Annotated in this window: 16 protein-coding genes and 1 riboswitch; of the genes, 11 read left to right on the forward strand and 5 right to left on the reverse strand. The window is 40.8% G+C overall.

Annotated features, from left to right (window positions below):
• Nucleotides 1-198 precede the first annotated feature (198 nt).
• The 3 genes from BM126_RS00440 (at nucleotide 199) to BM126_RS00450 (ending at nucleotide 1,949) form a co-directional block, all read left to right on the forward strand.
• Entirely contained in the window at nucleotides 199-780 is a 582-nt protein-coding gene (locus BM126_RS00440) for a YitT family protein (protein ID WP_090987183.1), read from the forward strand.
• A 196-nt stretch (nucleotides 781-976) separates the two neighbouring features.
• Entirely contained in the window at nucleotides 977-1,144 is a 168-nt protein-coding gene (locus tag BM126_RS23185) for an Lmo0850 family protein (RefSeq protein ID WP_371261387.1), read from the forward strand.
• Between the two features lie 184 nt (nucleotides 1,145-1,328).
• Entirely contained in the window at nucleotides 1,329-1,949 is a 621-nt protein-coding gene (locus BM126_RS00450; protein WP_090987186.1) for an undecaprenyl phosphate transporter UptA, read from the forward strand.
• A 99-nt stretch (nucleotides 1,950-2,048) separates the two neighbouring features.
• On the opposite strand, the gene BM126_RS00455 is transcribed toward BM126_RS00450, so the two are convergent.
• On the reverse strand, nucleotides 2,049-3,383 hold the full coding sequence (locus BM126_RS00455; RefSeq protein WP_090987188.1) for a hemolysin family protein: 1,335 nt from the start codon (nucleotides 3,381-3,383) through the stop codon (nucleotides 2,049-2,051).
• 482 nt (nucleotides 3,384-3,865) lie between these two features.
• The gene (locus BM126_RS00460; protein WP_256212931.1) at nucleotides 3,866-5,008 is read right to left on the reverse strand and encodes a histidine kinase N-terminal domain-containing protein; all 1,143 of its coding nucleotides are present in this window, start codon (nucleotides 5,006-5,008) and stop codon (nucleotides 3,866-3,868) included.
• A gap of 195 nt (nucleotides 5,009-5,203) precedes the next feature.
• Nucleotides 5,204-5,306: riboswitch (TPP riboswitch) on the forward strand.
• Nucleotides 5,307-5,411: 105 nt separating this feature from the next.
• Here BM126_RS00460 and thiT point away from each other — a divergent pair.
• Nucleotides 5,412-5,996, forward strand: a complete 585-nt coding sequence (gene thiT / locus BM126_RS00465; RefSeq protein ID WP_090987192.1) for an energy-coupled thiamine transporter ThiT — start codon at nucleotides 5,412-5,414, stop codon at nucleotides 5,994-5,996.
• A 220-nt stretch (nucleotides 5,997-6,216) separates the two neighbouring features.
• Here thiT and BM126_RS00470 read toward each other — a convergent pair whose 3' ends face one another.
• On the reverse strand, nucleotides 6,217-7,575 hold the full coding sequence (locus BM126_RS00470) for a M28 family peptidase (RefSeq protein ID WP_090987194.1): 1,359 nt from the start codon (nucleotides 7,573-7,575) through the stop codon (nucleotides 6,217-6,219).
• 641 nt (nucleotides 7,576-8,216) lie between these two features.
• Here BM126_RS00470 and BM126_RS00475 point away from each other — a divergent pair.
• The 4 genes from BM126_RS00475 (at nucleotide 8,217) to BM126_RS00490 (ending at nucleotide 11,145) form a co-directional block, all read left to right on the forward strand.
• Nucleotides 8,217-8,447, forward strand: a complete 231-nt coding sequence (locus BM126_RS00475; protein WP_071353085.1) for a FeoA family protein — start codon at nucleotides 8,217-8,219, stop codon at nucleotides 8,445-8,447.
• On the forward strand, nucleotides 8,444-10,441 hold the full coding sequence (gene feoB, locus BM126_RS00480) for a ferrous iron transport protein B (RefSeq protein ID WP_090987198.1): 1,998 nt from the start codon (nucleotides 8,444-8,446) through the stop codon (nucleotides 10,439-10,441). Before BM126_RS00475 ends, feoB begins: the two co-directional genes overlap by 4 nt.
• Nucleotides 10,442-10,455: 14 nt before the next feature.
• Nucleotides 10,456-10,605: a FeoB-associated Cys-rich membrane protein gene (locus BM126_RS00485; RefSeq protein ID WP_371261388.1), complete on the forward strand. Its 150-nt coding sequence runs from the start codon at nucleotides 10,456-10,458 to the stop codon at nucleotides 10,603-10,605.
• Between the two features lie 69 nt (nucleotides 10,606-10,674).
• Nucleotides 10,675-11,145 (forward strand): helix-turn-helix transcriptional regulator, encoded by a 471-nt coding sequence (locus tag BM126_RS00490; protein WP_090988343.1) that lies wholly within the window; start codon nucleotides 10,675-10,677, stop codon nucleotides 11,143-11,145.
• Between the two features lie 100 nt (nucleotides 11,146-11,245).
• Here the strand turns inward: BM126_RS00490 and BM126_RS00495 are convergent, their stop codons facing one another.
• The gene (locus tag BM126_RS00495; RefSeq protein WP_177201255.1) at nucleotides 11,246-11,767 is read right to left on the reverse strand and encodes a universal stress protein; all 522 of its coding nucleotides are present in this window, start codon (nucleotides 11,765-11,767) and stop codon (nucleotides 11,246-11,248) included.
• Nucleotides 11,768-12,098: 331 nt separating this feature from the next.
• Between BM126_RS00495 and BM126_RS21790 the strand changes: the two genes are divergently transcribed.
• Both BM126_RS21790 and BM126_RS00500 read left to right on the forward strand, forming a co-directional pair.
• Nucleotides 12,099-12,290: a hypothetical protein gene (locus BM126_RS21790; RefSeq protein ID WP_141770011.1), complete on the forward strand. Its 192-nt coding sequence runs from the start codon at nucleotides 12,099-12,101 to the stop codon at nucleotides 12,288-12,290.
• A gap of 197 nt (nucleotides 12,291-12,487) precedes the next feature.
• Nucleotides 12,488-14,488: a transglycosylase domain-containing protein gene (locus BM126_RS00500; protein ID WP_090987202.1), complete on the forward strand. Its 2,001-nt coding sequence runs from the start codon at nucleotides 12,488-12,490 to the stop codon at nucleotides 14,486-14,488.
• Between the two features lie 152 nt (nucleotides 14,489-14,640).
• Here the strand turns inward: BM126_RS00500 and BM126_RS00505 are convergent, their stop codons facing one another.
• The gene (locus tag BM126_RS00505) at nucleotides 14,641-14,964 is read right to left on the reverse strand and encodes a hypothetical protein (RefSeq protein WP_090987204.1); all 324 of its coding nucleotides are present in this window, start codon (nucleotides 14,962-14,964) and stop codon (nucleotides 14,641-14,643) included.
• A 245-nt stretch (nucleotides 14,965-15,209) separates the two neighbouring features.
• Here BM126_RS00505 and iadA point away from each other — a divergent pair, with 245 nt between their 5' ends.
• A complete protein-coding gene (gene iadA / locus BM126_RS00510; protein WP_090987206.1) occupies nucleotides 15,210-16,388 on the forward strand; it encodes a beta-aspartyl-peptidase in 1,179 nt (392 codons plus the stop codon).
• The last annotated feature ends 9 nt before the right edge of the window (nucleotides 16,389-16,397 follow it).

The following is a 16,397-nucleotide window of genomic DNA, read 5'->3' on the forward strand; positions in this document are numbered from 1 at the left end:
ATGTGAATAATGCTTAATGAGGCAGGAAGTTTTAAACCGGCAGCGGGTGCGGGACCTGCTTCTAAAATATAAAATCAGCAATAACAGGGGCGTTTGTTATAGAGTATTCAAAAAATAGCGAAGATGAATAGGGAGTTAGACTAAATAAAAATAACCGCCATAACATGTAAAGAGGGACAAGGGAGGCTTACCATTTATATGCTTGAGAAGATAGGCGCAATGATCGCGGGCAGCACTTTACTTGCAGTCGGGATTAATTTATTTTTGGCACCTTATCATTTACTTGACGGGGGATTGATCGGGATAGGTCTTTTGATTAATTATTATTCAGGATTTCCAGCAGGGCTCAGCATGCTTCTGGCAAGCATTCCCCTTTATCTATATGCTTGGCGTAACGAGAAAAAACTTTTTTTTAACAGTCTGCACGGGCTGCTGTTTTCATCCATATTCATCGACCTTTTTGCCGGTAAGAAAGTACCTTGGGATTTGCCCTTGTTTGCCAATGCTGTGATAGGGGGAGCCATTATTGGGCTTGGGATAGGATTGATGCTCCGGTATGAAGTCAGTACAGGAGGAACTGATCTGCTGGCACAAATGATTTCCAGTAAAATGGCAGTGAATGTAGGCGTTGTTATATTCATCATTGATGGAGCAGTGATTATTTGCGGTCTTGGACTGGTAGGTATAACTATTTTCTTGTATTCCTGCCTTACCATATTAACCGTAGGCCTTTTAACATCGGTCACGATGATGGATGTCTCAGGAAAATTGCAGGACTAATTCCTTAAAAACTGTCTTGCAGCAGGATGAGAGGGAACCAGCAGGGAATAATATAGTAGCGTATATATCTCTATTATCAGGGAAACGGATCAGGCGAAATTAATATTACATGTTTTAACATGTGAGATCCTGGGAATGTAGTTTGTAAACACATAAATAAAATACTGAGGTGAGATGATTGGAGAATGAACTTATTTTGAAATTTAGAAATAAAGGAGTAAAGATTGAAAAAACCAAGTCCAGGAATGAAATTTTTTCAAGTGTCTTTCAGTCCGATCCTTCTTTACTGGCTTTTCAGGCTTCTATTTTTGCAGACCGTCTCTCATGCATTCACACTGATAAACAAAAAGTTAATGAGTTTTAACATTCAGCAGCATGCCTGATAAAATGGTATGCTTTTTTATTGTCTGCTAAAACGTATGCTAATAGTGAATATTAACAGGCAAATGCTAGTAGTATTATTAAAGGACAAAATGAAATAAATATTTGCAAAAAAAATGAAGCAGCCTTATTGTGAAAGAGAAACAATAAAGAATAGGGAGTTAATTATGTCTGAGTTTATTATGAAGATATTAGAATTCTTTTCCGGACTGGGCTATTTTGGAATCATGCTGGGCCTAATGATTGAAATTATTCCTAGTGAGTTTGTTCTTGGCTATGGGGGATTTTTGATAGGCAAGGGAGATCTTAATTTCTTTTTGGCCACTGTCTTTGGCGTTGCAGGCGGTACTATTGCCCAGCTGTTTTTATATTGGGCTGGTTACTTCGGGGGCAGGCCATTTCTTTTAAAATACGGGAAATACATATTGATTAAAGAAAAACAAATCGATATGGCTGAGAAGTGGTTTGAAAAATATGGAGTAGGCGTCATTTTCTCTGCACGCTTCATTCCAGTTGTCAGACATGCCATCTCCATACCTGCAGGCATTGCGAAAATGTCCTGGACTAAATTCACTTTGTATACCGTGGCAGCCCTCATTCCATGGACTGTACTGTTTTTGTATCTTGGAATGGTATTGGGGAGCAACTGGAAGGATATTAAAGAAAAAGCTGCTCCAATTGTGCTGCCGGTCATGATTTTGGCATTTGTAATCGCGGCTGTTTATTTTATCTGGAAGAAAAAGAGAACACCGCCAATTGTGACTGTTCCAAAGAAAAAGAAAGATTAAAGCATATCCCAAGCGGGGTTATTATGCATGAAAACTTGCCTCTATAATCAGGAGAAAAAAGGAGCAGCCAGGGATGGCTGCTCCTTTCGTTGATAAATATTATAACTCAGTTGAATATTCCTCCTGCAGCGGGAGCTTTTCCACCTTTTTCGTTACTTCGATAAACTTAATGGAGTGGTCTTCCATTTCCAGCACCTTAAAGCAGAATGAATCACTTTCAATAATATCACCGATTTTAACATCATAATTTTCTGTCAGAATCCAGCCCCCGATTGTATCTACATCTTCCTCGTTCAGGTGGATGCCGAGGAGGTCATTGACTTCTTTCACAAGTAATTTTGAATCAATGATATAGTGTCCGTCTTTAATTTTCCGGATAGAAGGCACTTCATCGATGTCAAACTCATCCCGTATATCTCCGACAATTTCCTCAAGTATATCCTCGACAGTTACAAGACCGGATGTACCGCCATATTCATCCATAAGGACAGCCATATGAATTCTTTCTTTTTGCATTTTCAAAAGCAGATCGTGAATCGGTGTGTTTTCCATGACTCTAATAATTGGCCTTGTATATGAATCCAGTGTTTCAGAGGCAATGTTTTTCTTTTTTACAATGTCAGAAAATACTTCTTTAATGTTAATAAGCCCGACAACGTGATCTTTGTCACCCTCAACGATAGGGTATCTGGTGAATTTTTCTTCTTTGGCAGTGTTAATGAAATCCTGTATGGTGTCATCCTTAGCGAGGCTGACAATTTCAGTCCGGGGAACCATGATTTCTTTAGCTATTCTGTCATCAAATTCAAAGATATTATTCACATATTTAAATTCCGATGAGTTTATTTCGCCGCTTTTATAGCTGTCTGATAAAATAATACGCAATTCTTCTTCAGAGTGAGCGATATCGCTTTCTGCAGCAGGCTTGAGCCCGAATGCACCTGTCACCAGCCGCGAAGAATGGTTCAATATCCAAATGAAAGGAAACATGATTTTGTGAAAGAAAATCAGCGGTTTTGCAATCAGAAGACTAACCTGTTCAGATTTTTGAATGGCGACTGTTTTCGGAGCCAATTCACCGATCACTACATTAAGGAAAGTGACGACAGAAAAGGCAATCAGGAAGGTGAGGACTTGTACAATGCTGTTCGGAATATCCATTTTCTTTAGCAAAGGTCCAAGGATGTGCTGAACGGTGGGTTCTCCCAGCCAGCCAAGCCCAAGGGCAGCAATTGTAATTCCGAGCTGTGTGGCAGATAAGTATTCGTCCAGATTGGTGGTCACCTTTCTGGCTGCCATGGCTTTCGGGTTTCCTTCTTCCACCAATTGATCAATCCTTGATCCTCTAACCCTTATGATGGCAAATTCAGAAGCTACAAAAAAAGCTGTGAGAGCAATTAAAAAAACGACTAAAAGTAAGTTTATTATGTCCAAAAACGCTGGGACCGCCCATTGGAAAGTGAATCTGATAATAGTTCAACTTCCCCTGCAAGCTGTCCCGGTCACCTCCCGGGGCAATGAATGATATTTTTACTTGGTGTTGACTGTTTTTTAAGGGCTGTTCATATTAAATGGCCTTACGGCTAATCCTGCTTGCTGATATAAATGGCCGCTTTCACCGAAAGGCCTCTTGAACCCTCCGTTTAACCGAAAAAATTTCGTGAGTTTGCCTGCTAGCTTTATTATTCTATTGTACTGCGTATTTTATTTCATGCTGGACAAGGCTTGTCTAGTTTGTAACTAGTATAAGGAAAAAGATATGCACCAGTCAAAGGTTACGGTTTCCCTGCATAGAGGGCCGCTTATTTTGGAATACCCCTAATCAGGCAGGAATAAACGATTTGGAAACAGGATTGCGGGAAGGATATAACTGAAACTGTCTATAAAAAAAACAGCTCCAAAGGAACTGCTGATTTTTACGGATGTATTTCATAATCCAATCCTGGTTTAACACAAGGAGTATGTATGGTAAAAGTCGTCAGTGAAGCAGAAGAGGTACAGCTTAATGTGCCGTTGTGTTTTTCGATAATTTCCCTGCAGACAAACAATCCGAGTCCTGTGCCTGTTTTTTTCGTGGTGGTAAATGGTTCGAATATAGTAGAAATAATGTCATCCGGAATTTTCGGGCCATTGTTTGCAATGTGCAGCGTAAGATAGCCTTCAGGGTTTTCCTTGGCGGTTATGCTTATGGATGGTAAACTGATACTTGAAATGACATCCAGTGCATTTAAAATAATATTGATGAATACCTGTCTGAATTCTTCTTTAGCTCCATTGATAAAAAGGCCGGCTGGAATACTGACCGAGATGGCAGCATTCACCTCAAGGATGGATGGATAGAGGAATTCAATAACTTCATTGGCTAATTCACTCACAGAAAAGAGTTTAGCTTCATATACCAAGCTTTCTTTTTTTGATAAATTCAGAAATTGGGTAATCCTGTAATTGAGCTGTTCCAATTCTTTTGAAATGATATCCAAATATTTAATTTCAGCATTCTCTGACTGCAGAAGCTGAACAAATCCCATGATTGAAGTAAGCGGATTCCTGAATTCATGAACAAAGCTAGACGTCATTTGCCCGAGCAGGGTAAGCCTGTCCTTATGTGTCTGGCTCAGAAAATTATACTGTGATTCTATAATTTGTGTTTTTAGCTCTGAATAGTGTGAAACTGCGTAAAAAATACACTTGTCAAAACATTCATTAATCCGAAGCAGCACACTACAGAGCTCTTCAGGTTTTTTTTGCAATTCTGCCAGCCGGTAATAAATAATGGATCTGCCGAGTGAACAGTTGTGGATGAATTCATCAATATGTATATTTGCCTTGTAACGTTGTCCGGCTACGAGCTGGGAGTAGTTTTTAATATATTCGTCCACCAAATTATCCGGCTCACTTAGGGACATGATAACTAAATCAAAAAAATGCTCCCCATTTTCTGCGATATTCTCCATATATGGGTCATGTGAGGAAATCATGATCCTCTCATTCCATTCTGAAACAATACTTTCCTTATAAAAAATTAAAAAGTCAATAAATGTTTCATTAATAAACACCATTATGGCCTCCGACTAAGGTAGATTATAAAATTATTTCGTCCTAGTTCTAATTCTATAGTATAGAAAGAAAACCCTTTTTAACAGATAAAAATGTTCTATAGTATAATATTAAGGATTAAAGTTAATTTCTGCAGAAATATAGTGCTTGTAAATTCCTGAAACACGTAGTATATTTCATTCGAGGATAAAAAAATAGTAATCCACAAGGGGAGCCCTTACGGCTGAGAGTGAGCGATTTAGTTCAGACCCTATGAACCTGTTAGTTAATGCTAGCGTAGGGATGTGGTATTGGATAAAAGCAATAAAGGGAATCCATTACCGCCCTGTATTGCTTTTTTTGCGTTGGCAAAAAAACATACAGGCACGCTCTTGTAAGCTTCTCACTGGGGAGAAGGAGGAAAATATGCAAAATAAGACATTGTTTATGGTTGAAGTGGCTGTTTTCGCTGCATTAGCACTGCTGCTCGATTTAGTATCTGGTTTTATCTTTTCAAGAATATGGCCACAAGGAGGTTCGGTATCCATAGCGATGGTCCCGATCTTTCTAATGGCATACCGCTGGGGTGTAAAAGGGGGGGTTGTGACAGGGCTGCTTTTGGGACTTCTTCAAATCGTTATTGGAAACCCGGTTATTGCTCATCCTGTGCAGGGTTTTCTTGATTACTTCCTTGCATTTTCCCTCGTGGGAATATCAGGGATATTCATGAACAAAGTTGTCACAAGCTATAAAGAAGGCCATACAGGCAAAGGGAAAATGTATGGAATAGCCGGCATCCTTCTTGGAAGTTTTCTGAGATTTTTATGCCATTTCACTTCAGGCATTGTATTCTTTGCGTCATATACGCCAAAAGGACAGAACGTGGCTGTTTACTCATTGGTTTACAATGGCACGTATATGCTGGCAAGCTTTATCCTGTCAGCGATTATCGTGGTGCTGTTATACTCGGGAGCTTCAAAGGTGCTGATTAAAAAGTCTTTTCAGGCATAATATGGTGACGGTTTATTTTATCGGTATGTACTGATGTTCCTCGGGAAATATTACTGTGCTTTAATAATGCTGAAATCCTGTTTTTTTTTTTCGGTTGCTGTGAAGCGTAAATCAGCAGACGAAACAGACGAAACCTATATAAAGTAATGATGCTTTTATATTTATGATTCTGGCCCAAGGAAGAAAGGGGCTCGCCTATATTTAGGCGAGCCCCTTTTTGTCAATCTACCGGGCGGTCTTCAAAGGGATATTTTACAATGGCGGGCGATTTTGGATCAGCTATTTCATAAGCTGATGACCCGACAATCTTTGCAACTTGAAGCAATTTCTTTTTATCAATTTTATCCAGTGTATCTGTCGGCTGATGATACCATGGTTCGACAGGCGAATGAATGAACAAGGCAGAAGGGATGCCAAGCTCATGGAACGGCTGGTGGTCACTGCGGCCTAATTCACCGTAAGGAATGGTTTCTTTGAATATTTGGTAACTGTATTTAGCGCCAAGATCTGTAACCAGGTTTTTCTTGCCGTCAATTGTATACATGATCAAGCCTCCGGCTGGCTTGCCTTTACCTGCATCACGTCCGCCAATCATGTCCATCTGGAAGTGTGCTACCATCCGGTCTGTATCTGTCTTTGGAAGGTGTGCAGCATAGTAGGATGATCCGACAAGGCCTCGTTCTTCAGAGCCGAATGTCAGGAAGCGGATTTCGGTGTCTGTTTTTTCTTTGGAAAGTACTCTTGCCAGTTCGAGGACAGCTGATACTCCGGAAGCATCATCGTTAGCGCCGGGTCCGCCGTGGACAGAGTCATGATGGGAGCCGATGGTGATAACCTGGCCGGTTGTCTTTTTGGAAGTGGGTTTCATGCTGGCAATAACATTGTAGGAGGTTTTTTCTATTTTTTGAATATCAACGTCAAGAGTCGCAATAAGCTGTTCTGTTTTTAGCTGCTCTGCAAGCTTCAGCCCGGAAGCCCGTGTGATGGCAACAGCTGGAATATTCTGTCCCTCGCCGGCCTGTCCAAATTGATTGCCTTCTGCAGAGTTGTTAAACATAATAACTCCAGCAGCTCCTTTGGCGAGAACATTTGCTATTTTCTCAATGAAAGGAATGTCTCCCCGCTCAATCAGTGCGATTTTCCCTTTTACATCGCCAATTTCTTCTGGCTTAGCTTTGCCTGCAAATACGAGTGGGGCGGTAATTTTTCCGCTTCCGCTTCCGCTGAATGCATACGGTTTTTCTTCAATATCCTGGCCGGCAATTTTTGCATATGCGTGATTTGTTTTAAAGTCATAAATAGGGAAGGGCTGAATTTTTGTCTTCAAGCCAAGCTTCTTAAACTCATTTTCTATGTAATGTACGGCCTTCAGCTCCCCTGGAGTACCAGCTTCACGGGGCTGTTTCGAAAGCAATGCAATGGTGTTGTACATTCTGTCTGCACTGAGTTTCTTAAGGAAGCTGCTTTGTACGGTTTGTTCATGATGGACAACCGGCTTCTTTGCAGCTGTAGCCTGTACGGTCCCGCCTGTCAGGACTAGGCCGGCTGCGAGTGCTAATCCTATAGATTTACGCTTCATAAAATTCCTCCTCAATTAAAATAAAATTCTATTTTATTATTATAGATGACAGAATTTTTGTAAATTTAATTAATTCAGCAAATTTTGCGGATTTTCCGGAAGAATTGTTTGATAATCTCAGAAAAGGTCGGAAAGATAGGGGAAAAGGCCAGCAGGAACATGCGGCCTTTTCCCGAATGGAGAAAAACCATTTTAGGGTTCAATTGAAGAAAAATAAGTCTAAATGGCTAGTAAAAGAGATAGCAAATTATCCAGTTTGCTAAACCACCCAACTTAGGATGAATACATTTAGGGCAACATGGTGTTCCGTGATAATGACTTCTATCATGTCTGTCACAGCTTTAATTAGCTGTACATAAAACCTGTGATTTTTTCTGGAGCAGGTGCAGATGCCATCCGGAAATCACGTGAAAAAGAAGAAACGTAATTTTAGTTTTTAGAAGAATATTTCTTTCTATTTTTTTTTGTTATGTAATATAATGATACATATCAAATGTAAATGATAATCATTTTCACATCATTAATTGACAGGATAATCTGTCATTGAGCTATATTAGAACCAGGCTTCCAGCGGGCTGCCTGTAATCCATATTCAAAAAACATATATTGAGATACATTTTTCACTGTTTGGGGGGATCAGCATGTTAACAGGCTTAAAGGCAGGGGAAAAAGCAGTGGTTTTTAGCATGGTAAAGACAAACCAGCTAGTGAGAAGAAGGTTGCTTGATTTAGGGATTTGTGAAGGTTCTGAGGTTTGCCTTAGATGCATCATGCCATTTGGCGGCCCTTATATGATAGAATGCAATGGGCAATCTGTTGCCATCAGGCGCAGAGATGCTGACGAGATAGAAGTAGAGCGGGAATTGGCATGAGCATTGCACTGCTTGGAAACCCGAATACAGGAAAAACCTCACTATTCAACCACTTAACAGGTTCATACGAATATGTAGGAAACTGGAGCGGTGTAACGGTAGAAAAAAAGGTGGGCACATTAAAGCATTCAAGCGGAAAGATTATTGATTTGCCAGGCGTTTATACTCTCAATCCTCTTTCACGGGATGAGGGGGTTGTCACTCAGTTCTTTTTGAATGAAACGTGCAGGACTGTGCTGAATATACTGGATGCCTCCCAGCTTGAAAGAAACCTTCATTTGACCATGCAAATCATGGAGTATGGAAAGCCGATTGTTATAGGTTTGAATATGGGCGATGTTGCTGATAAACGAGGCATTAAAATTAATGCAGGTAAGCTGAGCTCCATTTTAGGATCTCCTGTTGTTCCGATAACCGCAAGAAATGGATCAGGGTGTGATGAACTTGCAGAGGTAGTCGTTCAAGAAAACGTGCAGGGTTCATTAAACTCTTTCATTGATTATGGACAAGCGGTCGAGGAAGGCATTGCTCTTTTAGGAAAACAGCTGCCTGAAACACGATTATCTGTCCGCTGGCTGTGCCTTCAGCTTTTGGAAGGGAATCCTGATGTAAAGCATTATCTTGGTCAATATGCAGATCATCAATGGCTTGAGGAGTTCATTTCTGTAATCAATCAAAAAGTCATAGCTTCCGGGAATTCGAAAAGCGTTGAATCTTATATATATGAAACAAGGCAGAAGAAGATAAAAGAAATCATTCATGAAGTGATGGAGCGCAAAGAGACGAAAACACTCACCTTGACAGATCGTGTGGATGCGATTGTGACAAACAAATACCTTGGCATCCCTATTTTTTGCGGCGTCATGTATCTCATGTTTATGCTGACATTTGACTGGTTTGGCTTTCCGTTATCCAATGCCCTCGATGCCTTTATGTCAGGGCCGCTGACGAAAACGATTACCCTGATCCTGAATGCAGCAGGTGCATCCGGATTTATTAAATCGCTTATTTTGGATGGAATTGTGGCCGGTGTGGGCGGAGTGCTTGTATTTGTGCCTCAGATCTTTATTTTATTCTTATTCATATCCATCCTTGAGGATTCAGGCTATATGGCACGGGTGGCTCTGGTGATGGACCGGCTGATGGAATCTGTCGGGCTGAACGGAAAAGCATTCATTCCCATGATTATCGGATTTGGATGCAACGTACCCGGGATCATGTCTGCAAGAACAATTGAACAGCCTAAGGAAAGGCTGCTGACTATACTGCTTACACCTTTAATGTCCTGCTCGGCCAGGCTGCCCGTTTATACACTTTTTGCCGGCGCCTTCTTTGTGCACAATAAGGCTTTAATCGTATTATCGCTTTATTTGCTTGGAATAGCAGTCGCACTTGTTCTGGCAAAGATATTTTCTTCCACCATACTAAAAGGTGAAAGCTCCTTTTTTGTAATAGAGCTGCCGCCGTATCGCATGCCTCAGGGTAAAGCCCTTTGGAGAAGCACGTGGGATAAGGGAAAAGGCTTTGTTAAAAAGGCTGGAACATTCATTTTTGCAGGCTCCGTTTTTATTTGGCTGCTTTCTAGCTCCGGCCTGTCCGGATGGGGAGTGAATATGGATGATAGTTTCCTTGCCATGATTGGCGGTACGGTCGCTCCACTGCTGGCACCTTTAGGATTTGGGACCTGGCAGGCTGGAGCATCGCTGATTACTGGATTTTTAGCAAAAGAAGCGATTATTTCATCGATGAATATTATTTACCATACTTCAGGAGACGTTCGCCTGCAGGGATTGCTGGGTGATTTCTTTACACCGCTATCAGCATATAGCTTCATGGCATTTATCTTATTGTATATCCCTTGCCTGGCTACTACTGCGACTATCTTCAAAGAAACCAGCTCTAAGAAATGGACGTTCTTTGCTGTTATGTATGCTTTAATACTTGCCTACATCATTTCGATTGCCATTTATCAAGGAGGAAAATTATTTTTCTGACAGGAGGCAGCATCATGATTAATTTCATTTTAGGCGCATTGATCATTGGATATGCATCATGGGCCATGTATAAATTCATCAGCAAATCTAAACAGGGAAAATGCGGTGCTTGTGCGTTAAAGAAGTCTTGTTCATCAGATTGCAGTACAGGCCCGTTAAAATAAATGTATTTTAAGCTGCCGGTACATGGCGGCTTTTATTTCTTGGCAGAGGTCTTAAGAGGCGGTGAGAGTGTGAATAAGCAGGATATTATTGAGATAGTCTCCGACAAGATCAAGCTTGTCAGGGTGGAAATGGGTTATACACAGGATAAAATGGCGGAAATAATCGGTCTGTCAAAAAAAACTCTGGTTCAAATTGAAAAAGGCAGAACCCGGGCTGGCTGGACGGCAGTGATTGCCATATGTGCGCTTTTTCGCGAAAGCGATGTTATACAATCTTCCTTTGGAGGAGATCCGCTTGAAGCGGTTGAAACGGTCGCCAGGGCCGGTGCAGATTTTAAAAAGGAAAAAACAATGGGCGGCAAGGTCTGGTGGAAGGAAGTCTCTTCCGAATATGGATTTGTGCTTCAGCAAAATATGATCAGCCAGCATTACCGTATATTGGATGAGGATAATTACCGGCTTTACAGTACAGCCGGCAAACAAGATGCAGTACAAAGATACCAGGAGCTGGTAAACGGGAGGCACAATAAACCAAGCTGAATTTGATGTAAATAATCGGAGGCTGCATGGTGCTTATGCAGCCGCCAGTCAAAAGCAGAGCCTTATGGAAACTGAAGTTTAGGCAGGGAGATGTTAAGCACTATTTAGCTATCAGGACAGGACAAGATGCATCCTTAATTATGGAGCTCCCGGTGCTTCCTGTGAACAATTTTTGAATCCCCGATTTTCCGCTGTTTCCGACTATAATCACATCTGCACCAATTCGCTCAGCATAGCTGCTGATGCTTTCTGCAGGATTCCCTTCGAGTATTTCAAAGTTCCCGTCCACACCGTTTTCGCTGAGGATACTTAAGCAGTGGCTTTCTGCTGCTGTCACACTATTTGAAACTACAAGATGTGTTTCAGCATCTCTGTTATAGTTATTCTCTACCGGCAGCACGGGATGCATTTGGGTCGGATCAATATAATAGCCGTCATTTGCTAATCCGGCAGACCCAGGATTCCCCACGGCTCTTTGCTCTACTCTTTCATTATAAACATGGGCAATAGTAAGTTTGGATTCAGGGATTCTTTCTTTGAAGTAAATTCCGTATTCGATGGCTCTCTTTCCTTCATCACTGCCGTCATAGGCAACTACAATTTGTTTAAAAGAAATGGACATATGTTTCATCTCCTGACATGAAAATTTATTAGGCTCTGCATGCCTTGCCTGATGACTGCGGCTCCCGGTGCCAGACTTTCAGGAGTCTAATGAATCTGCCGCAATCAGCAAAGTGCTTAAACAAAGCCAATATTCGTATTCTTTGAATTAACTTTTTAATACCCCATTTTACGGAAATTATCCATGTTCCCTGGAAATGATGAAAAATAAGGGATTTTAGGTAATGGCCAAATAATATAAAGACAGATTTTTTTGTCACAGTATAAGAAAAAAGTACCATTACATACCGGAAAAAAAAGCACTATAATTGTGGCAAATGAAGTGAAAAGGGGTGGTTGAAATAATACATGCCAATGTTCACCCGACCATAAGACGATGTCTGCAGCACTTGGATGTCATCGGGACGGACCATAAAACAAGACAGTTAGTGTATATGTATATGGAGACATTATGCAGGGAACTCGCCACCGGAGAATCAAATCAACTAAAAGAGGCAAAAGTACAGAGGCCATTCATTCTGTAATGACATAAGCATGTAGCCTGCAAGGCAGCCGTTAAACCGCGGCTGCCTTTTTCTGTCCAATATGATCGGCTGCATGAGAAAAAGAGATAGTTTACATGATATTAGGAAAAATATATACAGAGTATGAACTAAAAAGTGGGTAAAGGAATTAAAAGCTGTTAAAATTGGTTTTGCCATCGCAAAAATAGGGAGGCATTATGAAAAGAATCGAAAGAAACAGAAAAAAATACAGAAAAAAAGCATGGCCGCGTATTCTGGCGGTCTTCTGCATTATTGCAATAGTGGCGGTAGGATTTTCAGCCTTTTACAGGCCGAAAATCAATTTAAATGATAAACTTGCACGCCCTACGGAAATTTATGATGGAAAGGGCGTGCTTGCAAGCAGGATCACATCAAATAAAACTGAAGGGGTTCCAATTGATAAAATTCCAGAATCAATGAAAAATGCTGTGATATCAATTGAAGACCGCCGTTTTTATGAACATCATGGGATTGATTATCAAGGCATCATGCGGGCTCTCTTAACAGATATTAAAGCAAGGGGTGTAGTTGAAGGAGGAAGTACCATTACACAGCAGCTTGTAAAAATATCCTTATTGAAGCCTGAGAGGACCTTTAAGAGAAAATGGGAAGAATTTTTCCTTGCCCGTGAAGTGGAAAGAAAATATAAAAAAAGCGAAATTATGGAAATGTATTTAAATCAGGTATATTTTGGCCATGGAGCTTGGGGAATCCAAAAAGCTTCAGAAATTTATTTTGGGAAAGACCCGTCAAAATTGACCTTATCAGAGAGCGCTGCACTTGCCGGAATGATCAATGCACCGTCAGCGCTTGACCCCTATAAATATATGGATAAGACCATTGAGCGGAGAAACCTTGTTTTATCCAGAATGAAATCCAATGGAAAACTGAAAAAAGGTGAATATTCACAGGCGAGAAATGAAAGGTTAAAACTTGATGGAAGAAACCTTAAGGATCCACTAAAGGGGAAATTTCCTTATTATGTAAATCAGGTCCTTCGTGAAGCAGCTGGAAAGTATCATTTGAATACGGATGAGCTGCTAAGAGGCGGTTACAAGATTTTCACTGCCCTTGACCAGGGGATGCAGGCGGATGCAGAAAATGTTTATAATAATGAGCTCGATTTTCTGGATCGTTCAAACAAAGGAGCCGTACAAAGCAGTGCTGTATTAATGGACCCAAAATCTGGCGGCATTCAAGCATTAATAGGGGGACGGGGAGAACATGTTTTTCTGGGATACAACCGCGCCTCCCAGCTAAGAGCCCAGCCAGGATCTGCTATGAAGCCGCTCGCTGTTTATACCCCTGCACTAGAGGAAGGTTATGAAATCACAAGTGAGTTAAAAGATGAAAAAATGAAATTTGGGAACTATGAGCCATCCAATCTTAATGGTCAATATGAAGGACAAGTTCCCATGTATGAAGCAGCCATGAAATCCCTCAATGTCCCTACTGTCTGGCTGCTTAATGAAATAGGAGCTGATAAGGGCGTCGATGCTCTCAAAAGGTTCGGGATACCGCTTGATAAAAAGGATAAAAGTTTAGCTCTTGCATTGGGCGGGATGGATAAAGGGGTTTCTCCGCTGGATATGGCAGAAGCTTACTCGGCATTTGCCAATAATGGTACACGGTCAGATGCCCATACCATTGTCAAAATTGAAAACTCTGAGGGGAAAGAGATCGCTCACTGGACAAAGAAGAAGACAAAAGTGACAACAAAAAAGGTTGCTGAGAAAATAACCAGCATGCTTCTTGGTGTTGTTAAATACGGGACAGGGAAGAATGCAGCTGTTCCCGGTTATGAAATTGCCGGTAAGACTGGCTCTGCCCAGGCAGTAATAAATGGAAGGGACCAAGGCGTTAAGGATCAATGGTTTGTAGGATATACGCCAAAATTGGTTGGTGCAGTATGGGCAGGAACTGATAAAACTGATTCAAGCAACTATCTGACAACACACAGCAGTGAAGGGGCTGCCATTGTTTTTAAAAAAATCATGTCAAAGGCTTTGGCCAAAGAGCATCCGGAATCTTTTAATGTACAGGATATAGGCCCTCTCATTGAAGAGAGGCAAAAGGAAAAAGAACAGCAGGATAAGTGGAAATACTGGCTGGAACAAGGCGGAAATCTCAAAAAGAACTTTGACAAATGGAAGAACAGAATATTTAAATGGAAATAGCACTTCTGAAAGCAGAAAAATAAGCCGTGTGCTTCTGAACACGGCTTATTTTTCAGCATTTTCTGGGTTATTGCAGATGGAAGCTATTTCAGGAAAGTAAAAAAGCCGCCATTTTTAAAAGGCAGCCTTCAGATGTTGTTCGCGGAATATCATTATATCTGTATAGTCTGTTCGGGATTGGCAAAGAATTTAAACTTATCATTTTGCCAAATCGTTGATGAGTGGCAGCAATCCTTTATGCTTTGGAGAGTTTCCTGAACGTTGGCTCCTTCAATGATTACTTTGATATCCGAACATTCATTAAGTGTGAGCATGAAGGATACGAGACTTGAAAGCTTGGCAGAATCAACGATTTTTTGCTTGCACATGAAATACGCAGTGCTCCCGGAATTTTTGGTAATTTGGTATAATTCCATTAATTGTCTCATGGTCAGCTTCTTATTTAATGAAACTTCAGTGGAAATCAATTCACTCATCATGTTTTTCTCCTTTTGTTAGTGATATTTTATATAAAAATTCTTAATCGGTAGGGTTATGGTTGATATTTACCCCGGGCACATCTTTTAAAACCTTTGATGTGCAGAAAAAATGCTATTGTAAGAAAGTTAATTATTATTAATGAAAATTTATTGAAGTAAATGGCTGGCTTAAGCACTTTACTGATTGAACCGGGAATCACCAGGCAAGTTAAACAGAGAATACATTGGAGGGTGAATGCAATATGCTTACGCTAATAAAAAATGGAGAAGTATATGCCCCTGAATATATTGGGAAAAAGGATGTACTGCTTGTTGCCGATAAAATAGGTTTTATAGAAGATGAAATTGAAATTCCAGAATCCTTTGATCAAGTAAAAGTAATACAGGCATCAGGAAAGCTTGTAGTGCCGGGTTTTATAGATGCCCATGTTCATATTATAGGCGGCGGAGGCGAGGGAGGTTACAAAACAAGAACACCGGAAATTCAGCTGACAGATGCAACACTTGCAGGCATTACTACACTGGTTGGGGTAATTGGAACAGATGGAACGACAAGAACCATGCCTGCGCTGCTTGCCAAGGCAAGAGCTCTTGAAGAAGAAGGAATTACCTGCTTTGTGCATACAGGCTCTTATCAGGTGCCAGTTAAAACGTTAACCGGAAAAATAGAGGATGATTTAATTTTAATTGATAAAATTATCGGAGTAGGGGAAATAGCCATAGCAGACCATAGATCATCACAGCCTTCAGCGGAGGAAATTGCAAGACTCTCCTCAGAGGCCCGTGTTGGGGGCTTACTATCCGGAAAATCAGGAGTTGTCAATATCCATGTTGGAGACAGTATGGATCATCTAGAGGTGATTGAGCAAGTCGTAGAAAAAACCGAGGTGCCAATCAGCCAATTCTATCCGACGCATATTAACAGAAACCATCATTTATTTCATGCAGGAATTAAATATGCGAAAAATGGCGGATATATTGACTTTACGACAAGTACCATCAAAAAATTCATTGAAGATGGAGAAGTGAAGGCAAGTACTGCTCTAAAGCTGGCACTTGAAGCAGGTGTGGACATCAGCAGAATGACCTTTACCTCTGATGGGCAGGCAAGCCTGCCCGATTTTGACAGCACCGGAAATTTGGCAGGGCTTAGTATAGGAAAATGCATGTCTTTATATGAAGCTGTTAAGGACGCGATCACTATTGATGGAGTATCGGCAGAGAATAGCTTTCGGGCAGTAACAGAAAACCCTGCAAATATTTTAAAACTCTCCCAAAAAGGGAGAATAGAAGCTGGAAAAGATGCAGATATTTTGCTTATGCATAAAGAGACATATCAAATTGAAACGGTATTTGCCAAAGGGCGGATGATGGTCGAAAATGGCCAAGCCTTGATAAGGGGAACATTTGAAGGGGAATAATTATTAATA

The organism is Bacillus sp. OV322, assembly GCF_900112495.1.
In the GTDB taxonomy this organism is placed as follows: Bacteria; Bacillota; Bacilli; order Bacillales; family DSM-1321; genus Peribacillus.